Here is an 18273-nt window from a genome sequence, read left to right on the forward strand (position 1 = left end):
ATTCGCCGTGGCGGGCAGACAGGATCGAGTCACGCCTTGGTGAGCTCGACTGTGGCGCTGTCGACCGGGGATTCCGCTGGGAGCGGTTGCTCGTCATAGCGGTGGCGGCCGACCCAGAACGCAACGGCTGCGGTCGAGATCGCACCCATCATGAGGCCGGCGGGTGCGCCGAGATGTTCGGACACGTACCCGGCAATGGGGCCGCCGATCGGGGTCGAGCCGATGAAGACGACCGTCGTGAGCGCGAGCGCTCGGCCTCGCATGCGGGGGTTGGCCTTGAGCTGGATGAGCGAGTTGGCACCCGAGACCATGTAGATGGTGCAGGCGCCGACGGGCATCACGGCGATGGCGGCGAGCCACAGTGTCGGGGCGATCGAGAGGACGGTCATCGCTGCGGCAAGCCCCCACGCACCCTTGACGAGGAACGAGATGTCGACGCTGCGTCTCCGGGCCATCGTGAGTGCGCCGACCACCGAACCCAGGCTCATGGCGGAGTACAGCAAGGTGAAGCCGCCTGCCCCGGCGTCGAGCGTACGCTCGGCGAGCAGCGGGAGGGTGACCTGGTATTCGAAGGCCAATGTGCCGACGACGGTGAGCAGGATGATTGCGTTGCGCAGTTCGGGTTCGGACCCGACGTAGCGCAGTCCCTCGACCAGCTGGCCCTTCCCGCGTGGGGTGCGCGGTGCCTCCCGCATCTCGCTGCGCCGCATGAGCAACAACGCACCGATGACGGCGAAGTAACTGATGGTGTTGACGATGAAGCACCACTCGACGCCGACGGTGGTGATGAGGAGGCCGGCGATGGACGGCCCGACGACCCGGGAGCCGGTCATCATGGCCGAGTTGAGCGCCACGGCGTTCGGAATGTCGTCCATCTCGACCAGGTCGACCACCATCGACTTGCGCGTCGGATTGTCGACGGCGGTGAAGATGCCGTACAGCATCGACAGGCCGTAGATGAACGGCATCGTGAGCCGGTCGAGCACCATCAGCGTGGCGATGGTCCCGGCGACGACCGTGAACGCCACCTGCGTGGTGATCATGAACCGGTGGCGATCGACTCGATCGGCGAGCACGCCACCCCATGCGCCGAGCACCAGCACCGGGAGGAATTGGGCCGCGGTGACGAGACCGAGGGCGACGCCACTGTCGGTCAGGCGGAGGACGACCCAGATGAGGGCGACCGACTGCATCCAAGTCCCGGCCTGGCTGGTGAGTTGACCGAAGAAGAACAGCCGGTAGTTCCGGACCTTGAGCGAGCGGAACGTGTCGCCGACCGCACCTCGGAACCGGGTCATACTCGGCTCCCCGTCAGTTCGACCTCGAGCAATCGTTCGAGCGGTTCGACGACGGCGAAGATGGCGGCGATGTCGTCGGGCGACAGTCCTTCGATGCGTTCGGTGAGCCACTGGTTGCGGCGCTGGCGGGTCTCCTCGATGCGTTCGTGGCCGACAGCGGTGACGACGACCCGGGCAAAGCGACGATCCACGGTGTCGACCAAACGCTCGACGAGCCCCTGCTCTTCGAGCTTGGCGACGATGCGGGTGATCGTCGGCTTGGCGACCTGCTCCAGGGTGGCCAGTTCGCTGAGCGGAAGTGGTCCGTGGCGGTCGATCATCGCCAGCGCTGATTGCTGGCTCGGCGTCAGCCCGGTCGATGCCGCTTGGCGTTGGCGGCGGGCGAGGCGTGCCATCGCCATGCGGAGCCGGGCGACGGTCTCGGGATCGATGTGTGAGGTCGGCATTGGTTGCGCATGCTAATTAGCAATGACAACCAATTCCAACCGAAGGCAATCCTCTCGTGCGGCAGCCGCGTTGCGCCGTCGTGTCCGGGCCGTAACGTACGGATCTTGGTCGAGGTCGCGTTGGTGCTGGCTGCGAGCGTGTCGCTGTGGTGGCGTCCAGCGGCTGTCCCGATGTGGGCGGGCCCGGTCGTTGCGGCCCTGCTCGCTGCTGGCGGAGGGTTGATCTCCTTCTCTGATGCGGGCTCGGCACTCGGCGATCTGCGGGCGCCGCTGCTCTTCCTCGTGTGCGCCGTGCCCCTCGCCGTAACGCTCGACGACATCGGTGTCTTCGCCGCGTTGGCAGCGTCGATGGACGGTGGCCGCCATCTCGCCGCCTGGCTGTGGTGTCTCGCGGCCGGAGTCGTGATCGTGTTCAACCTCGACGCCGCCGTGGTGTTGTTGACGCCGTTGTACATCCGCATCGCCCGACGACACGGGCTCGATGCAGAGGCGCTGGCCTTCCAACCGGCGCTCCTGGCGTGCTTGGCCTCCGGTGTGCTGCCGGTGTCGAACCTCACGAACCTGATCGTTGCGGCCCGCTTCGACCTCGGCGTCGGTGACTTCCTCACCCATCTTGCCGCCCCGTCGTTGTTGGCGACCGCGATCGGGTTCGCCATGTACCGACGCGTCTTCCACCTCCACGCGGTCCGCGATCGGGCCGACGACCCGGTGGATCCCCGAGCGTTGCGGCGCGGCCTTCCGATCGTTGGGTTCGTGCTGTTGGGCTTCACCATCGGCGACGCGGCCGACATCGAGGCGTGGATCGTGGCGTTCGCCGCCCTGGCGTGGGCAACGGCGATCACGCGAGCGGCGAGATGGCGGGCGGTACCGGTCGAAGCGATCGCCATCGCCGCCGGGCTCGTCGTCGTGGTCGCAACCGCGGTGCCCCATCTCGGCCTCGAGGGCTGGTTCGACGGGACGACGCCGACCGATCAGCTCCGCGCTGTGGGCGCAGCGACCGTCATGTCGAACCTGGCGAACAACCTGCCAACAGCACTTGCCGCATCAGAAGCAGTCGACCACGCCGACGCGTCGTGGCCGATTCTGATTGGTACGAACATCGGCTCGATCTTCGTGCTCACCGCGTCGCTCTCGACGCTGCTCTGGCGAGACACTGCCGCCCGAAACGGCGTCACCGTCACCCCGCAACGATGGAGCTCAGTTGCGGCTCGAGTGGGAGCGCCGGCACTCATTGGCGCCACGATCACGCAACTGCTGCTCGCCACCTGAGCGACAGCGCTCAGCGAAACGCAATGACTTGGGCGTGGGGGTTCAAGTCCCCCCTCCGAGACATTGATCTGTGCCGGACAACTCCTGATTCAGGGCCAGGTGTGGATGGTGGGGGCGGCCGCGCCGAGGACGGCACTAAGCCTCTCGAGGTCGTTCGGGTCGCCGGTGAGGATGTCGTGTCCGAGGCGAACGGCGGTGAGGACGACATGAGCATCGACGACATCCGAGGTCGATGTGCGGGCAAGGAGTTGGCCGATTGGGCGGCCATCGTCGAGTGGGTGGATTTCGATCGTCTTGAGAAAGGCTGCGAGCCGGGCTTGGCGTGGTCCGCTTCGCCAGACTTGAGCCACGACGGGTTGGGTGGTGTGGAGGGTGGTTCCGGACCTGCTGGCGGCGGTCAGGAACGTGTGGGCGGCTCGCTCGCTGCGATCGACGGAGATCAAGAAGCCAGCGTCGAGGATCACAGGTCGTAGCGTTTGGCCATGGCGGCGACGTCCTCTTCGCCGACTGGGCCTTCGTCGGTGTCCCAGTCGGCGATGAACGAGCGCAGCGCGTTCTGGCGCTGACGTTCGGCTGCGAGGAGTCGGACAGCTTGGCGGATCGCGCTCGAGCGTCCGCCGTACTCCGGTGCGAGCATGTCGAGGAGTGCTTCGTCTTCGTCGTCCAGCCGAACGGTCGTGGTGCTCATACCTCCCGAAGTGTAGCACGCATGTGCTACACAGGGAAAGGGCGACGTCGGCTCGGCTGCGACCTGGAGCCTCGGGTGCGTGTGAGGTCTTCGCTCGGCGATGGTCGTCGAGCCCATCGATCGGCCTACGGTGGCGGCTATGCGACGGCGGCGGCGAAGGCGGCGTAGAGGTCGCCGGGGAGCGGGACGTCGAGTTGCCAGGTGATGGCCATGGGCTTCTCGCCGGTGTGGCTGACGTATCGGGCGGGGCCGAGGAACCAGAACGCTCGGTCGTCGGTGCGCTCCCTGGTGAAGAGCAGGATCGTGCGGCCGTCGCGTTCGTGGTGCTGGTACCGAAGCCCCGTGTCGCTGTCGGCGCGAGTCTTGGACTGGCTCTCCCAGTGGATGAGCGAGCGGCTGATGGCGTAGTCGCGGTAGCGGGTGGTGGGGGAGAACCCGCCGCTGGTCTTGTCGAGGGTGAAGGCGAGCAGGTCGGCGCCGGCGTCCTTCGCGTCGTAGACGCCGCTCTGCCACGAGGCGATCTTCGCCTGGTCGCCTCCGAGACCCATGGCTGCGAGGATCTCGATGCGGGTGTACCGGGCGTGGATCTGCAATGGTGCGTCGGCGTGGGTCGGCAGCGGCTCGTGCAGGTGCTCGATTCGCCCGTCCAGCACCCCGAACAGGTCTCCGAGTTCGGCCACGACCTGCGGATGTGACCAAAGCATGTCGACGGCGTCCTGGAGCGAGTCGTCCTTCGTGATCGCCTGATCGGTGGCTGAGGCGACGAGCATGTGGAGCAGACGCCGGCTACGCAAAGAGAGGTCCTCGACTCTTGGGACTGCGCTGGACGAGAGGAGCCGGCGGTAGGCGGCGTTGCGCTCGGCGTCGTCGACGTGGAGCAGTCGACCGACGGCGCGCCGAAGAGGCGTCTCGTTCGCTCCCGAAGGGCTGGTGGGCGCTCCTGCAGCTTCGAGGAGATCGGACCAGCTGCGGCTGCCGGCGTAGAGGTCGTCGAGGTCGAGGCCGGATTCTTCGAGGAAGCCGGCGAGGTCGATGTCGGGCCGAACCGCTCGGAGGGATCGAAGCTCGTCCACCCTCGCCTTCCACTGGGACGGGATGGCTTGGCGGATGCTGCGGAGGACGATCTCGGACGACTTCTCGTCGAGCTGCATGTTGCAGCCGGCGGGAAGGAACGGGAACTGCTGCTCGACGGCCCGCTCGACGTCGCGTCGGGTCCCGCCGAGGAGGGCGCGGTAGCGGCGGTCGAAGCGAAACTCCTTACGGTGCATGCCCACGAAGTCGAGGACGGTGCAGAAGGGCTTGTCCTTGGCTTTGCGTAGGCCGCGTCCGAGCTGCTGGAGGAACAGCACGGGGCTCTCGGTCGGCCGGAGCATGAGGACCGTGTCGACGTCTGGGACGTCGACACCCTCATTGAACAAGTCGACCGAGAAGACGGCCTTCACCTTGCCCTTGGCGAGATCTCGCAGCGCCGATTCCCGCTCGGCTCTCGGGCTGTCGCCCCAAATGGCGACCGAAGGGATGCCGGCCTCGTTGAAGTGGCGGGCCATGAAGCGGGCGTGGTCGACGCTGACGCAGAATCCGAGGCAGCGCATCGACCCGGCGTCGGTGTGGAGGTCGAGCTGTTTGATGACCAGGCGAGCCCATGCGTCGGCGCTGGTGTAGAGGTTGGTGAGCGCCTGGGTGTCGTAGCCTCGCCCCCGCTTCCACGGGATGTCTCGCAGATCGAGGCCGTCGTGAATGCCGTAGTAGAGGAACGGGGTGAGGTACTGCTGGTCGATGGCGTCCCAGAGGCGGAGTTCGGCGGCGATGCGGTCGTCGAACCAGTTCAGGATCGGTAGGCCGTCGCTACGTTCGGGGGTGGCGGTGAGGCCGAGTAGTTCGGCGGGCTCGAGGTGTCCAAGCACCCTCGTGTAGGAGTCGGCGGCGGCGTGGTGGAACTCGTCGACGACCACGACGTCGAAGTGATCGCGTAGGCCGTCGAAATCGGCTCGGGTCAGGCTCTGAATCGACGCGAAGACGTGTTCGAAGCTCGTCGGCCGCGCGCCACCCACCCACTTCTCGCCGAAGGACGGGTCGCGGAGCGCGTAGCGGAACGTGGCGAGCGACTGGTCGAGGATCTCTTCACGATGAGCGATGAAGAGCAGGCGAGCTCGGTCGAGGCGCTCGGCGAGCGCGGCGTAGTCGAGCGCGGCCATCACGGTTTTGCCGGTACCGGTCGCCGACACCAACAGATTCCGTCGGTGGCCCTTCTGCCGGGACACCTCCAGCAGCTCGAGGAGTCGCTCCTGGAAGGGGAGTGGACGCAGCTCGATCGGGCTGAGGATGACCCGAGGCCCGGAGTCGGTTCGGCCGGCCCGTTCCTGTTCTTCGGTGAACTGCACGGAGTCGAAGGGCCGGTAGTCGCCGTTCTGCCAGTAGCTCTCGAACACCGCTCCGAACTTGTTGATCACGTCGGGGTTGCGGGCGGCAGAGGCTCGGACGTTCCACTCGATGCCGGTGACCTGAGCGGAGTGGGTGAGGTTGGAGGAGCCGACGTAGGCGGTCGAGAAGCCGGATTCCCGGTGGAAGACCCAGGCCTTGGCGTGAAGGCGTGTGGTGCTCACGTCGTACGAGACCTTGATGGCGGCTCCGAGGTCGGCGAGCTGTTCCAGGGCTGCCTTCTCGGTCGAGCCCGTGTAGGTGGTGGTGAGCACCCGGAGCTGGCGGCCATCTGCGCAGTGGCGCCGCAGCGTCTCGGTGAGCGGTGAGATCCCGCTGCGCCGGATGAACGCCATGATGACGTCGATCCGGTCGGAGGATTCGATCTCGGAGCGGAGCTGGTTCCACAGGTTCGGTTCGCCGGGCGCGTTGGTCAGCAGCGTCGTGTCGAGCAGTGGGATGAGCGGCGGGGAGATCGTCGCCGGGCTGCCGTCGAGACGTCGCCCGAGGATGGCTTCGAGCACCGTGCCCGGGTCGATGGGGAGCGTGTCGGCGTCGACGTCGACCATCTCGCCGAGTCGGCTGATGAGGGCGCGCGCCACCTCGATGCCGACCCGAGCGCGGTCTTTGTCGGGCACATCGTTCAGTGCTCGCTCGATCTGCCGCCCGAGATGCCATGCGATCCGATCGGGTGTCTCGGCAGCGTGAAGCCGGCGGTCCTTGGTTCGGCCAGCGTCGCTGATTTCCTCCAGCCGCCGCTGCAGTCCCTCGGTGAGAAGGACCTCGTACAGGCCCGCCGCCAACTCCTCCACGGCTGCCGATCCTAGAAGCTCGCCTCCGAAGCCGCAGGGACTGAACTGGCGCCGTCAGCCCCTGGGTCTGACCGGTTGACGCTCTCGTCGATTCTCGAGAGTCTGCAGCCATGTCAGAAGACATCGTGGCGCTGTCGCTCAGCCGTGCGGACATCGAACGGCTCATCGAAGGGCTCGACAGTCACGAGTACTGGCAACTCAGCGACCCGTCGTGGCGGCACAGCGGCGACGTGCGGCTCCCGAGCGATGTGCTCGACCCATTGGCCGAGCCGCCAAAGTTGACCGCCGATGAGGTGCAGGTCGTGGAGGAGATCGAGGCCTGCCGCCGGCTCCAGGAGGTGCTGCGGAAGGCGGCACAGTCGCTGTCGTAGGCGCGGGCCATGATCGAGCCATGGGAGCGTGTGGGTCCTACTGGTCGAGCGTCGTGGTGACGGCGACGACTTTGCGCTGTTCTGGCGGAAGGCAGCGGCTGAAGCCGCGGCTGCGGCATACGTGAGGGATCGTTGGTCGTTGCCGGACGAGCCTCCGTCGGCTGTTGACGATGCGATCGAGCGCTACAACGAGGCACCTGGCGTCGCCGAGCGCCTTGTGCTGGATCTCGTTGAGATCGAGGGCCACGAGCACTTCGATGGAGAGGATGACGATCGTCGTCGTTGCGGGCTGTGCGGTGAGCCGGTCGAGCTGGCGAACGCTGCCGATCCGGTCAGCTGGGTGCATGCTGCTGATGCGAACGACTGGGGCGACCACACTGCAGAGGTGGACGTGCCGATCGAGTGGCGTCGGGTTGTTAGCGTGGAGCCGATGGCGTGGGCGGAGGTCGATCAGTGAGCGGGTCGGGTGAACTGGAACAGCGTGAAGCGAACGAGCTCCGCCTCGTCGAGCGCCGCCAATCGGGACGAGGCTTGGATCACCGGGTTCCGAGAGCTGGGGTACCGGCTGCGCACCGAGGCAGGTCTGACCCAGGCGGAACTGGCCGAGCGGATGGGAACGACCCAGTCGGCGATCGCTCAGATCGAGGGCGGAGGAACGCGCCCGACCTTGGAGACGCTCGAGAAGCTCGCCATGTCGGTCGGTCAGGACCTGGTCGTCAGCATCGGAAGGGATCTGACCGAGAACCCCTCGATCGCCAAGCTGGTGAGCGAGGGGCACGCAGTGGTCCGTCGCTTCGGCTGAGGCGGTCTTCGTGTTCACGATCCACGCCACGAAGAAGCTCCTCGATCGGGTGAAGCAGCCCGTCGAGGAGCCGGTCGCCGAACCGAGCACCGCGCTTGGCAACTGGTACGCAACCGCGTTGTTCTGGCGACCGCAGGCGGCGCTGTTCGTGAACGAGAGAACCTTGTTGCCCGTATTCGTTCCGCTCGCCCCGGCGGCCAAGGTCGCCTCGCGCCTCCCCGATCAGCTGGGTCGGCTGCTCGACGCGTTGGAGATCCCGCTCGAGTTCACGCTGCAGGAGACCGCTGCGATGGAGACGGCCAACTTCGCTAAGACGGCGAACCGGAGCGTCGTCGGATCGATGAACGACTTCGTCTTCCTCGCCGAGCACTACCTCGCCGACGGCTTCCCCCACGACCTGCTCGCTCTTTCGCTACGGATGGCAGGCACCCCGTGCGGGCCGCTTCGCAAGAGCACCGGCTTCCCCGACCTCGAGGTGGCGGCCGTTGTTGATGAGGTGCTCGGTCGCAGCCAGTGATTGCCTAGAGTCGGTCGTCAGGTTATCCTGACAGGTATGGGTGTGATCGTCACCGATGAGCTGCCAGCGGATCCGCTGGATGCGTTGCGGGCGCTGGCGCGCACCGAAGCCAAGCTCGATGAGCTCCGCCGCAAGCAAGTTGCTGCAGCGCGTGATGCCGGAGCGACCTGGGAACAGGTCGGTGAGGCGCTCGGGATGAGTCGCCAGTCGGCCTGGGAGTACTACTCAGCACGGGCGCGAGCTGAGATCGCGGCGAATGTTGCCGCCAACGCCGATCTGTCCGACGATGACGCCACGGATCTCGCAGTCGAAGAGGTTCGAGCGGTGCGGCGTCGTCGACGTTCTCGCTGATCCGGCAACGGCATGAGGGTGGTGCTCGATGCCAATGTCTGGGTGTCGGCTGCGATCCGCAGCGGGCCGGCCCATCGGATCGTGCAGTCGTGGCTTGCCGGAGCTGCAGCCTTCGACGTCGTAATCTGCCCGGAACTCATCGCAGAGGTCGAGGACGTCCTCACGCAGCGACCGATGATGCGCAAGTGGATTCCGCTCGACGTCGCCGAGCGGTTTGTCGAAGCACTCCAGGTTGTGGCCGACGTCGTCCCAGACCCGATCGAGATCGGGGCGATCACTCGCGACGTCGACGACGACTACCTCGTGGCCCTCGCCCGCGAGCACGGCGCCGACTACATCGTGACCGGTGATAAGGATCTGCTCGAGTGGCCCGACCAGCGCCCGGCGGTGCTGACGCCCGCCGCGTTCGCCGAGCTGGTGGGGGAGTAGGGCTGGGTATCGCTTGGCGGGCGGAACGCCCGTCGGAGCCGAGGCGGCGAGCGGCTCCGGGGCGTCGACGAGGCTTGTGTCGCTTGTCATCACCGTGTCATCAGAATCCTCGGAAATGGGCCCGGATCGACGCGTTGGACCGAAGCTGTCGAGCCGTCCAAAGATCTATGAGCTGGAGAAACAGCGAGTTCTCGACACGCATCGGAACCGCCGATGAGGGGTTCAAGTCCCCCCTCCGACACGTTTTTCGAAACCCTGGTCAGAGCGTTGTGCGCTCGGCGGCATGCGCAACCTGCGGAACCGAGTGCATGGGCGCTCCCTGTCAGCGAGACCGGTGGGCCTCCTCCCCGGCGGCCGAAGCGTCGTCGGGACACTGTTGACTGCTCGAGCGCGCATCAGCCGTGCGCCGGTGGCAAAGAGCCAGACGGGCCAGGCGGCATAGCCGGGCATCCCAACGAAGAGGATCGCTGAACCCTCGGCAATCGGAAGGCTGGCGGCCCCGGCCGCAAGAAGCAGTCCGCCTGCGATCACGCCGAGCAGACACTGCCAGCGCGGTGTCAGCCGGCTCCTGTGTGCTGCCAGCGCAGCGCCGATGAAGGTGGTCCCGAGCGCCGGCAGCGCCACAGCGAACGCTGCTGCATGCATCCGCCAGGCGAGCTCGAACGCCGGGCTCGGCACGGCGATCCCGTCGGCGGAGAGTACGGCTCCGATCCACAGCACTGAGTAGAGGCCGAGGATCGCTGAAAGAGCCGTGGCAGCGGCCATGGTGAGGCGTGACCAGTCGGCGCCGGCTCCTCGGCGCTGCTGGACGAGCCCGTGGAGTCCCGTGACGAACACGAGTAGCAGCAGCAGATACAGCGCCTCCTGGCCGACTGCGATAGCGACGACACCCCGTTGCTGCTGGTGCCAGGCGAGGACGTCGTCGATCGGGTCTCCGTAGCCGGGCGCATCGGCCCAGCCGAACATCGCGTTCTGGATCACGATCGACGCTGCCAGGGCGATGGCGGTCGCTCCAAGGACGCGCTCGCGCAGCGCGCCAGCCGGGGCAGCCCCCATGGTTGCCGCTGCGGCATCATCGGGCTCGTGGAGCGGCTCCACCGCGCCCTGGGTCTTCTTCGGTGATCCCATCTCTCCGTCCTTCGTTGCGGTTGGGCGACTGTCCGTCAGGGTTGATTGGTGTTGCGGTACTCGACGTAGTCGAGGTCGGGCTGCTGGCCGGTGAGAGCGGCCCGAGCTCCGGGGTCGGCGTCGAGCGTGTCGCGTAGGAACGCAGTGGTGTAGTGGGTGACGATGTCGAGAGGTCGTTCGTCCCAGACGGCGTCGGTGCAGATCCCGTCGCGGTAGGCCGAGGCTTGAACCCAGGGAAGGTTCTCGCACGGGTCGAGGAAGAGCATGTGCCCGGCGCCGGGAAAGCTGACGAGTGTCTTGTTGTCGCTTGCTGCGTGGTCGAAGGTGAGTTTCGCTCCCCAGGTGTAGGGGGTGCCGTTGTCGACGGTTCCGCCCATCACCATGACCGGGATCTCGAGCTGCTCGAGGCCGCGCTGGTCGAAGAGGTAGGCGTCGCCGGCCATCGAGATCACGGCCTTGACTCGCGGGTCTCGCATGGACGGCCACAGACCGTCGGGGACCTCGTCGAGTCCGGCTCGCGTGGCCATGTCCGACTCGTTGGCGAGGGGAGCGCAGAAGAAATTGAGCGGATCTTCTGCAGTGAGTGCCGCACAGCGGGTCTTGTAGGCGGCGAAGTCGAACTGTGCACCCCCAGCGGCCAGTGCGGTGTACCCGCCGTATGAGTGGCCGACGACGGCGATGTTGTCCAGGTCGATCATTCCGTCCAACGCTGCTCCGGGCTCGTTGAGTCGTTCCGCCTCGTCGATGGTTCGACCGATGTCGACGGGTCGATCGATCAACTCCTGCCAGAACCCGGTGAGCGAGCCGTCGAAGCTCTCGTTGTGTTCGGGAGCGAGCACGAGGTAGCCCTGCGATGCGTAGTGCTCGATCAGGGTGCTGTACACGATCGGGCTGAGCGCATAGCCATGGGAGAAGACGACGAGCGGATACGGGCCACCGGTCCGCTCGGGTTCGCCGCCATCGATTGCGCTGCCGACTGCGGTGATCTCGGCGCCAGGGGTGATCTGTTCGTTGAACTTGTTGGGCGCGACGTAGGTGATCGTCGTAGGGCGCTGGTCGTCGGCTCGAGTCGCCGGGTACCAGGCACGCAGCGTGAGCGCTTGGTCCTGCGCGCCGGTGCTGGTGAAGACCTGATAGCCGACGCCGTGCGTGCCTTGCTCCGCGTAGGTGAGTGCAGGCGAGCCTGCTCCTGGTGTTGGTGCGGTGGCCGATGATTGCGGCGACGCGCACCCGTTGGTCAGCAACCCGCCAACGGTGAGGACGGCGAGGGTGGCGACGCGTCGGCCGCGGAAGAGGTGGTTCATGATCGTCCTTTCGGGACACTTCGTAGAAGGGATGTGTTGGTGCGTGGGTCAGCGGCCGAGCGTCTCGATCGACCAGATCCGGTCGATCCGGTCAGGCGACGTCGCGACGCATCGTCCGGGCGAAGCCGGCGGCGAGCGGGATCGCCACCCAGATGAGGACCGAGACCGAGACCTGTGGCACATGGCCGGACCAGTCGTTTTCGATCACCCAGTTCCAGACGGACATGTCGATCCAGTCCGACACCAGCGTCGATGCCGCTCCGAGCAGCTCCAAGCCGGCGGGAAGAGCGAAGGCGGCGACAACGGCAGCCGCGGAGTTCTGCAGCAGCGCTCCGAGTGCGACGCCTGCGAGGACGTTGAGGAGCACGAACAGCAAACAGCTGGCGATTGCCCCGACGGTCAGGTCCGAGTCCAGGGAGCGGCCTGAGGCAGCCGCAAGCGCGACGCCGGTCGCTGCGACCACCCCGGCGAAGACCGCTCCGCCACCAGCGAGGAGCAGTGATACCGCCAGCTTCGCCTGAAGCACCCGGAGGCGTCGCGGCTCCTGGGTGAAGGTGGTGATGACGCTGCGCTGGCTCCATTCGCCGGTGAACAGCAGGATCGCCACCACGGGAAGCAAGATTGTCACCCCGAGAGCGCCAACCCGGAGGTAGCCAGCGTAGGTCTGGTCGAAGCTCGTCGAGACGAGGAGCGGTACGGACATCAGTGCCGCGGTCGACAGCGCGACGAGAGCGAGGAGCCAGCGGGCAGCGCGGGTGTCGGTGGCCTTGGCCCACTCGACACGCACCAGCCGGGACATGGGGATGCGATCTGGGCTCGACGATGTCTGGTCGATGTCGACTGCGCGTGGAGAGCGTGTCGTGGTCATGCCGCCGTCTCCCGCGCCGGAGCCGGCTTGGCGGCGGTGAGAGAGAAGAAGAGTTGCTCCAGTTCGTTCGTCTCGGAATGACGCAACTCGGTGAGCAGCACCTGATGGTCGCGGGCGATTCCTGCCAGCACCTCGGTCGTGATCCGACCTCCGCAGACATCCACGCTGAGCGCGTCTCCCGGCCCGGCGACGTAGTCGATCCGAGCAGCTCGGAGCGCTGCGGCCAGTGCCTGGACGTCGGGGGTGCGGACGAGGATCGTGGAGCTGGCGAGTAGATCATCCAGTCGACCGGCGGCGGCGACGGCGCCATCGGAGATGACGACGAGGTGATCTGCGGTGGCCTGCACCTCGTGGAGCAGGTGGCTCGACAGCAGCACCGTGCCGCCCTGGTCGGCGAAGTCGCGCAAGAGCCTTCGCATCCAGGCGATGCCCTCGGGGTCGAGTCCGTTGGCCGGCTCATCGAGAATCAGGGCCGTCGGATCTCCGACGAGCGCCTGGGCGATGCCGAGGCGCTGACGCATGCCGAGGGAGTAGGTCCCGACCCTCTTGTCCGCTGCCTCGGTGAGCCCGACGAGGTCCAACAGGTGGCCGACTCGTTTGGGATCGACGCCCACCATCCGCGCCGCGATCGTGAGCGTCGCTCGGCCACTTCGCCCGGGATGCATCGCAGACGCGTCGAGCAACATTCCGAGCACCCGCGTCGGGTTGGGCAACTCGACGAAGGGATGCCCGTCGATGACCGCCGTCCCGCGATCGGGTCGAACCAGGCCGACGATCATCTTCAGTGTGGTCGACTTCCCGGCGCCGTTGGCCCCGAGGAATCCGGTGATGGTCCCGGGTTCGCAGCGCAACGAGACGTCGCGCACGACCTGCGTGTTGTCGTAGCTCTTCGTGAGAGCGGTCGTCGTGATCATGTGGCCAGCCTGAGCCGGTCGCCGCTTTGCCGCATCGGGCGGCCGGCCACGATCCGATGCCCGAAGGGCGGTTGATGGCTGACCATCTCTTGGCCGTTCGTAGGTCCCGGAATCGACTTTCGTCGATGACCTGCGGGTGTCCCGAGTCGTAGGCTTGGCCGATGTCCTGGCTGCGCAGACTGTGGGCTCAGACCTCTCCAGCGGAACTGCCGGTATCGAGCGACTCGACTCGTCCCGGCGACGCGGCGCCAAGGACTGCACGCGACTGGTCAGTCGACACCAGTGCCTTCGTCATCGCTGTTGCTCTGGGCATCGTCGTCTTGCACGTGACCGTGGATGACAGTGCCTATCAGATGACCTCGGGACAGGTCGCCACCGACGCCCTGCTCGGAGTGCTGTGCTGCACCGCGTTGTGGTGGAGGCGGCGTCGGCCGCTGGGCGTGGCGCTCGCCTGTGTCTCGTTGGGCACGTTCTCGACCTTCGGTTCAGCCGCTGGCCTGTTCGCACTGTTCTCGCTGGCAGTGCACCGCCATGTCCGGCCCGCCCTGTTCGTGTCCGTATTGTTCGTTCCGTCCGCCGTGGTCTGCTCGATCTGGCTCGGACGGGCCAACACGTGGTCGGTGATACTGCCGACCTTTGCGCTCGCGGCCGCCGCAACCGCGTGGGGCATGTTCGTCCGTGCCCGGCGTCAGCTCCTCTCCAGCCTGCGCGACCGCGCCCAGCATGCCGAGGCTGATCAAGTGATGCGCGCCGAACGAGCGAGGCTGGCCGAGCGGACCCGCATTGCCCGAGAGATGCACGATGTGCTCGCTCACCGCATCTCTCTGGTGGCGCTGCACGCTGGGGCGCTCGAGGTCGCGCTCGACCTGCCCCCCGCTCAGGTGCGCGAGAGTGCAGCGCTGTTGCGCCGCACGGCCCACCAAGCGCTGGAAGAGTTGCGAGACGTCATCGGTGTGCTGCGGGAGGAGCCGGGGCCAGAGCGAGCGTCGACGGTCCCTCAGCCGACGCTGGCGGACATCCCGCGCTTGGTCGAGGAGACGCGCCGAACCGGGGCACGAATCGACTTCGAGATGCAAGTGGACAGTGCCGCTGCCGCACCCGGCCCCTTGGGTCGCGACGCCTACCGCATCGTGCAAGAAGCTCTGACCAACATCAACAAACACGCCCGTGGCACCCTCGCCCAGGTCCGACTGGAAGGAGCGCCGAGCCGCGGTCTGCGCGTCAGCGTCCGGAACCCGGCCCCGGTGAGCGGTCACGACCGTCCGGCACTGCCCGGTTCCGGCAGCGGCCTGCTAGGTCTGCAGGAGCGAGTCACGCTGGCCGACGGCGTCCTCGTGCACGGACCCGACGCCTCGGGTGACTTCGTTGTCGAGGCCGACCTGCCGTGGTGAAGACCCGGGTGCTGCTCGTCGACGACGACGCGCTGGTCCGTGCCGGTCTCAGCATGATCCTGTCGTCTTCGGAACAGATCGAGGTGGTGGGCGAAGCCGGCGACGGGGCGGACGCCATCGCCGCCGTGCAGGCGCATCGACCCGATGTCGTCTTGATGGACATCCGGATGCCGCGGATGGACGGCATCGCCGCCACGTCGGCCATCCGCCAATTGAGCAGTCCGCCGCGCGTGATCGTCCTCACCACATTTCAGGCCGACGAGCACGTGATGAGCGCGATCCGCGCTGGAGCCGACGGATTCCTGCTGAAGGACACAGCCCCCACCGAGATCGTCAGCGCCGTGCGCCTTGTGGCTGCCGGGGAAGCGATGTTGTCACCGTCGGTCACCCGCACGCTCCTCTCTCTTCTCGGCAAAGACGAAAGGACGGATCGCCGTCGCCTCGCCGCCCAGCGCCTGACTTCGCTCTCCGACCGTGAGCGGGAAGTCGCAACTGCGGTTGCGTCAGGCGCATCCAATGCCGAGATCGCCGCAGCCCTGTTCATGAGCGAGGCCACCGTCAAAGCGCACGTCTCACGGATGCTCACCAAGCTCGAGATCGCGAACAGGGTCCAGATCGCAATTCTCGTGCACGACGCGCAACCATGACGGGACTGCATCCCCTGGCGTTCTCCCGTCGACCTGTGGGCCCAGGACGATCCCAGTACGAGGCTGGCTCAGCGAGGGAGCGAGGGGCTGCTGCTCAGAGGAGACCAGCGTCGCGGGCGGCCTGGACCGCCGCTTTGCGGTCGGTCACGGCGAGTTTGCGGTAGATCGCACGGCAGTGGGTTTTCACCGTGTTGAGCGAGACGAACAGCTCGCCGGCGATGTCGCGTTGCGACATCGGTGACGGGAGGTAGCGCAGAACGGCGATCTCTCGGTCGGTCAGTTCTTCGGCAAGCCCGGCCTGGCTTGATGGGCGATTGGTGTGTCCGTGCCGGCCCGCGACTCTGGCGACCAATCGTCCGGCAATGCCGGGGTCCGCGCAGCCGTCGACGGCGCGCTGGGCTTCGGCCAACCACATGACCCCGTTGGGATCGCCGTGCTCGAATGCCGAGTCAGCCACGAGTGCGTGCACGTACGCATTGGTGAACGGTTCGGGGGCACGGCGGATGAGGTCGACGGCTCGAGCCGACGCTGCCTGTCGGCGGTGCGGTTCTGTCGTGGTTCGAGCGATGACGGCGTGGGAGATGGACAGCTGTGGCGCGTCGGCGATACCGCGGTCGGTTGCGTGGCTCAGGGCGGCCTCGGCGTCGGCGGCTGCCTGCTGCGGGTCGGCGGATTCGATGCCGAGCACAGCGGCGAAGCCCGGTGCAACCGCGATGGCGTAGTCGGAGGGTTCACTGGCTCCCAGCTCGCGCGCGATGGCGATGTAGCGCCGGGCCTGGTCGAACTGCCCGGCCCACGTGTGCACGGCTGCGAGGCCGATCGCCTGGGTCGACTCGGTCGGTTCGCTCATGGTGGCGGCGAGCGACAACGCAGTGTTGAGGTCGCCTTCCGCAAGGTTGACCATGATGCCGAGAGCGGCGATCAGGTTCGCGTCGGCTCCGTCGGCGTGGGCGGCGGCGATGTCGTAGTAGTGGCGCGCTGCAGTGAAGCGGCCCGTGCTGAAGTCGAGCCAGCCCTTGGTGGCGGCGCTTCGCGCATGGTGTTCGGGAAGGTCGCCCAATCGTGCGAGCAGGTCCAGCACGGTGAAGATCTGGCCGTCGTTGAGAAGCTTGGTGGCGTGGACGGCGATGAAGTCACCGGCGGTGACGAGGTCGCCGCCGGCGATGAAGTGGTCGATGGCTCGGTAGGTGTCACCGTGCTCTTGATGCCAGTGGGCGGCGGCGAGGTGGAGATCGGCGAGGCGATGCGGGATGTCACGCTCCGCTTGGAGTAGCAGCAGGTCTCGAAGGAGATGGTGGTACCGAAAGGCGGTGTCGGTGTTGTCGAGGCCGATCACGAGCTGGTTGGCCGAGGCCAGGGTGCGAAGCCAGCGGGACCCGTCCTCGCCGCCGCAGACGGCGTCGATCATGGGGCCGGTCATCTGGTCGAGAACGGCGCTCTCGAGCATGCGCTGGCGGTCGGCTTCGTCGACGCCTGCGAGGTACTCCTCGGTGAGGTAGTCGACAACGAGGCGGTCGTCGCCTTGGAAGGCTTCGACGAAACCGTCGTGGTCGGCGCTGCGGTCGAGTGAGAGGCCGGCGAGGACCAGACCCGCGGCCCAGCCTTCGGTGCGTTCGCACAGTGACGCAGCTTGCTCGCCCGTGAGGTGGCGATCCTCGAGCAACCGATGAGCTTCGGCGGGATCGAACCTCAAGTTGTCGGCTCGTATCTCGACGAGGTGTGACCGCACTCGCAGGCGGGAGAGTCGCAAGCCCGGATCGATGCGCGTGCTGAGGACGAGGAGGAAGGTCTCCGGGGCCAGTTCGATGAGCCGCTCGAGCGACTCGTCGACGTTCGGGTTGTCGATCAGGTGGTAGTCGTCGATGACGAGCACCACGGGTGCCGAGTCCGTGAGTTCGTTCGCAATCCGTTCCACGAGCCGGCTGGCATCGGACCCTGCCGCCGAAATGGCCGGTCGCACCGCCGCCTCGAGGCCCGGAACCGCGTCGTCGAGTGCACCGACGACGTAGCTCCAGAAGCGGGCGGGATCATGGTCGGCCGAGTCGGCCTGTACCCATGCGCCGTTGCGACGCCGACGGTGCCACGAAGCAAGCAGTGTCGACTTTCCCGATCCCGCTGGTGCGCTCACGAGGACGACGCGAACGGCAGGTTCGGCCGCAGCGGCGTCGAGCGTGTCGCTGAGGCGGGTGCGGTCGACAAGGCCGCCGGGAGGTGTCGGCGGCGTCAGCTTCGTCGCCACCAGGCTTGTCACGCCGTCGCTTCCCATCCCGGGACTCTAGGCGTGACGATCGGACGAGGTCGGCCCGGACCCGGCGATCTCACCCGGGTGAGATGGCGTGGGAGGCGACGACGAACCACACGGTCATCCCCGATCGTGATGCCATGAACCAGCCGACCACCTACGAGATCGTCATACGCGGCCAGGCCAGCGAGCGGATCCTCGCCCGGCTTCGCGACGACTTCTCGATCGAGACCATCGCTGGTCGCCACACCCGACTGGTCGGCAAGATCCGCGACCCAGCGCATCTTCACGGCGTGATCAACCAACTCACCTCGCTCGCGATCGACATCGTCAGCCTCACTCCGGCTGACCGCAATCTTCCCTAGCTCAACCCAAACC

Annotated in this window: 20 protein-coding genes; 9 read left to right on the plus strand and 11 right to left on the minus strand. The window is 66.9% G+C overall.

Features of this window, described 5'->3' with window-relative positions; all coding sequences use genetic code 11:
* Positions 1 to 29: 29 nt before the first annotated feature.
* Positions 30 to 1298 (minus strand): MFS transporter, encoded by a 1269-nt coding sequence (locus tag R2733_09835; GenBank protein MEZ5376797.1) that lies wholly within the window; start codon positions 1296 to 1298, stop codon positions 30 to 32.
* Positions 1295 to 1744, minus strand: a complete 450-nt coding sequence (locus R2733_09840) for a MarR family transcriptional regulator (GenBank protein MEZ5376798.1) — start codon at positions 1742 to 1744, stop codon at positions 1295 to 1297. Before R2733_09840 ends, R2733_09835 begins: the two co-directional genes overlap by 4 nt.
* 105 nt (positions 1745 to 1849) lie before the next feature.
* On the opposite strand from R2733_09840, the gene R2733_09845 reads away from it, so the two are divergent.
* Positions 1850 to 3013, plus strand: a complete 1164-nt coding sequence (locus R2733_09845) for an SLC13 family permease (GenBank protein ID MEZ5376799.1) — start codon at positions 1850 to 1852, stop codon at positions 3011 to 3013.
* An 89-nt stretch (positions 3014 to 3102) separates the two neighbouring features.
* Here R2733_09845 and R2733_09850 read toward each other — a convergent pair whose 3' ends face one another.
* From R2733_09850 to R2733_09860, 3 genes are all read right to left on the minus strand, one after another.
* Positions 3103 to 3477 carry a hypothetical protein gene (locus tag R2733_09850; GenBank protein MEZ5376800.1) on the minus strand — a complete coding sequence of 125 codons (375 nt, stop codon included), beginning with the start codon at positions 3475 to 3477 and terminating at the stop codon, positions 3103 to 3105.
* The gene (locus R2733_09855) at positions 3474 to 3701 is read right to left on the minus strand and encodes a hypothetical protein (GenBank protein MEZ5376801.1); all 228 of its coding nucleotides are present in this window, start codon (positions 3699 to 3701) and stop codon (positions 3474 to 3476) included. The genes R2733_09850 and R2733_09855 overlap by 4 nt, the downstream gene beginning before the upstream one ends.
* A 137-nt stretch (positions 3702 to 3838) precedes the next feature.
* The gene (locus tag R2733_09860) at positions 3839 to 6931 is read right to left on the minus strand and encodes a DUF3427 domain-containing protein (protein MEZ5376802.1); all 3093 of its coding nucleotides are present in this window, start codon (positions 6929 to 6931) and stop codon (positions 3839 to 3841) included.
* A gap of 110 nt (positions 6932 to 7041) precedes the next feature.
* On the opposite strand from R2733_09860, the gene R2733_09865 reads away from it, so the two are divergent.
* The gene (locus R2733_09865; protein MEZ5376803.1) at positions 7042 to 7302 is read left to right on the plus strand and encodes a hypothetical protein; all 261 of its coding nucleotides are present in this window, start codon (positions 7042 to 7044) and stop codon (positions 7300 to 7302) included.
* Between the two features lie 37 nt (positions 7303 to 7339).
* Here the strand turns inward: R2733_09865 and R2733_09870 are convergent, their stop codons facing one another.
* Positions 7340 to 7648, minus strand: coding sequence for a hypothetical protein (locus tag R2733_09870; protein ID MEZ5376804.1), 309 nt, complete (start codon positions 7646 to 7648; stop codon positions 7340 to 7342).
* Between the two features lie 120 nt (positions 7649 to 7768).
* On the opposite strand from R2733_09870, the gene R2733_09875 reads away from it, so the two are divergent.
* The 4 genes from R2733_09875 to R2733_09890 are packed head-to-tail and all read left to right on the plus strand — an operon-like array spanning position 7769 to position 9401.
* Positions 7769 to 8104 carry a helix-turn-helix transcriptional regulator gene (locus tag R2733_09875; GenBank protein ID MEZ5376805.1) on the plus strand — a complete coding sequence of 112 codons (336 nt, stop codon included), beginning with the start codon at positions 7769 to 7771 and terminating at the stop codon, positions 8102 to 8104.
* 10 nt (positions 8105 to 8114) lie between these two features.
* Positions 8115 to 8621 carry a hypothetical protein gene (locus tag R2733_09880; GenBank protein MEZ5376806.1) on the plus strand — a complete coding sequence of 169 codons (507 nt, stop codon included), beginning with the start codon at positions 8115 to 8117 and terminating at the stop codon, positions 8619 to 8621.
* 36 nt (positions 8622 to 8657) lie between these two features.
* The gene (locus R2733_09885) at positions 8658 to 8972 is read left to right on the plus strand and encodes a hypothetical protein (GenBank protein MEZ5376807.1); all 315 of its coding nucleotides are present in this window, start codon (positions 8658 to 8660) and stop codon (positions 8970 to 8972) included.
* Positions 8973 to 8984: 12 nt separating this feature from the next.
* Positions 8985 to 9401 (plus strand): putative toxin-antitoxin system toxin component, PIN family, encoded by a 417-nt coding sequence (locus R2733_09890; GenBank protein MEZ5376808.1) that lies wholly within the window; start codon positions 8985 to 8987, stop codon positions 9399 to 9401.
* 222 nt (positions 9402 to 9623) lie between these two features.
* Here R2733_09890 and R2733_09895 read toward each other — a convergent pair whose 3' ends face one another.
* The 4 genes from R2733_09895 to R2733_09910 all read right to left on the minus strand — a co-directional run bounded on the left by R2733_09895 (position 9624) and on the right by R2733_09910 (position 13615).
* Complete coding sequence (locus R2733_09895) at positions 9624 to 10529, minus strand: hypothetical protein (GenBank protein ID MEZ5376809.1); 906 nt, start codon at positions 10527 to 10529, stop codon at positions 9624 to 9626.
* A 35-nt stretch (positions 10530 to 10564) separates the two neighbouring features.
* A complete protein-coding gene (locus tag R2733_09900) occupies positions 10565 to 11833 on the minus strand; it encodes an alpha/beta fold hydrolase (protein MEZ5376810.1) in 1269 nt (422 codons plus the stop codon).
* A 91-nt stretch (positions 11834 to 11924) separates the two neighbouring features.
* Positions 11925 to 12701, minus strand: coding sequence for a hypothetical protein (locus R2733_09905; protein ID MEZ5376811.1), 777 nt, complete (start codon positions 12699 to 12701; stop codon positions 11925 to 11927).
* The gene (locus R2733_09910; protein ID MEZ5376812.1) at positions 12698 to 13615 is read right to left on the minus strand and encodes an ATP-binding cassette domain-containing protein; all 918 of its coding nucleotides are present in this window, start codon (positions 13613 to 13615) and stop codon (positions 12698 to 12700) included. Before R2733_09910 ends, R2733_09905 begins: the two co-directional genes overlap by 4 nt.
* A 161-nt stretch (positions 13616 to 13776) precedes the next feature.
* Between R2733_09910 and R2733_09915 the strand changes: the two genes are divergently transcribed.
* A complete protein-coding gene (locus R2733_09915) occupies positions 13777 to 15006 on the plus strand; it encodes a histidine kinase (GenBank protein ID MEZ5376813.1) in 1230 nt (409 codons plus the stop codon).
* 8 nt (positions 15007 to 15014) lie between these two features.
* Positions 15015 to 15653, plus strand: coding sequence for a response regulator transcription factor (locus R2733_09920; GenBank protein MEZ5376814.1), 639 nt, complete (start codon positions 15015 to 15017; stop codon positions 15651 to 15653).
* Positions 15654 to 15747: 94 nt separating this feature from the next.
* Here R2733_09920 and R2733_09925 read toward each other — a convergent pair whose 3' ends face one another.
* Positions 15748 to 17919, minus strand: a complete 2172-nt coding sequence (locus R2733_09925) for a LuxR C-terminal-related transcriptional regulator (GenBank protein ID MEZ5376815.1) — start codon at positions 17917 to 17919, stop codon at positions 15748 to 15750.
* A gap of 116 nt (positions 17920 to 18035) precedes the next feature.
* On the opposite strand from R2733_09925, the gene R2733_09930 reads away from it, so the two are divergent.
* A complete protein-coding gene (locus R2733_09930; GenBank protein ID MEZ5376816.1) occupies positions 18036 to 18260 on the plus strand; it encodes a hypothetical protein in 225 nt (74 codons plus the stop codon).
* Positions 18261 to 18273 lie beyond the last annotated feature (13 nt).

This window comes from Acidimicrobiales bacterium, assembly GCA_041394265.1.
Taxonomy (GTDB): domain Bacteria; phylum Actinomycetota; class Acidimicrobiia; order Acidimicrobiales; family SZUA-35; genus JBBQUN01.

Bases quoted from the DNA above. Each gene is read 5' to 3' on its own strand.
- R2733_09865 (MEZ5376803.1), top strand. From the start codon at position 7,042: ATGTCAGAAGACATCGTGGCGCTGTCGCTCAGCCGTGCGGACATCGAA.
- R2733_09890 (MEZ5376808.1), top strand. From the start codon at position 8,985: ATGAGGGTGGTGCTCGATGCCAATGTCTGGGTGTCGGCTGCGATCCGC.
- R2733_09895 (MEZ5376809.1), bottom strand. From the start codon at position 10,529: ATGGGATCACCGAAGAAGACCCAGGGCGCGGTGGAGCCGCTCCACGAG.
- R2733_09855 (MEZ5376801.1), bottom strand. From the start codon at position 3,701: ATGAGCACCACGACCGTTCGGCTGGACGACGAAGACGAAGCACTCCTC.
- R2733_09915 (MEZ5376813.1), top strand. From the start codon at position 13,777: ATGTCCTGGCTGCGCAGACTGTGGGCTCAGACCTCTCCAGCGGAACTG.
- R2733_09840 (MEZ5376798.1), bottom strand. From the start codon at position 1,744: ATGCCGACCTCACACATCGATCCCGAGACCGTCGCCCGGCTCCGCATG.
- R2733_09870 (MEZ5376804.1), bottom strand. From the start codon at position 7,648: ATGCACCCAGCTGACCGGATCGGCAGCGTTCGCCAGCTCGACCGGCTC.
- R2733_09905 (MEZ5376811.1), bottom strand. From the start codon at position 12,701: ATGACCACGACACGCTCTCCACGCGCAGTCGACATCGACCAGACATCG.
- R2733_09925 (MEZ5376815.1), bottom strand. From the start codon at position 17,919: ATGGGAAGCGACGGCGTGACAAGCCTGGTGGCGACGAAGCTGACGCCG.
- R2733_09910 (MEZ5376812.1), bottom strand. From the start codon at position 13,615: ATGATCACGACGACCGCTCTCACGAAGAGCTACGACAACACGCAGGTC.
- R2733_09835 (MEZ5376797.1), bottom strand. From the start codon at position 1,298: ATGACCCGGTTCCGAGGTGCGGTCGGCGACACGTTCCGCTCGCTCAAG.
- R2733_09885 (MEZ5376807.1), top strand. From the start codon at position 8,658: ATGGGTGTGATCGTCACCGATGAGCTGCCAGCGGATCCGCTGGATGCG.
- R2733_09900 (MEZ5376810.1), bottom strand. From the start codon at position 11,833: ATGAACCACCTCTTCCGCGGCCGACGCGTCGCCACCCTCGCCGTCCTC.
- R2733_09930 (MEZ5376816.1), top strand. From the start codon at position 18,036: ATGAACCAGCCGACCACCTACGAGATCGTCATACGCGGCCAGGCCAGC.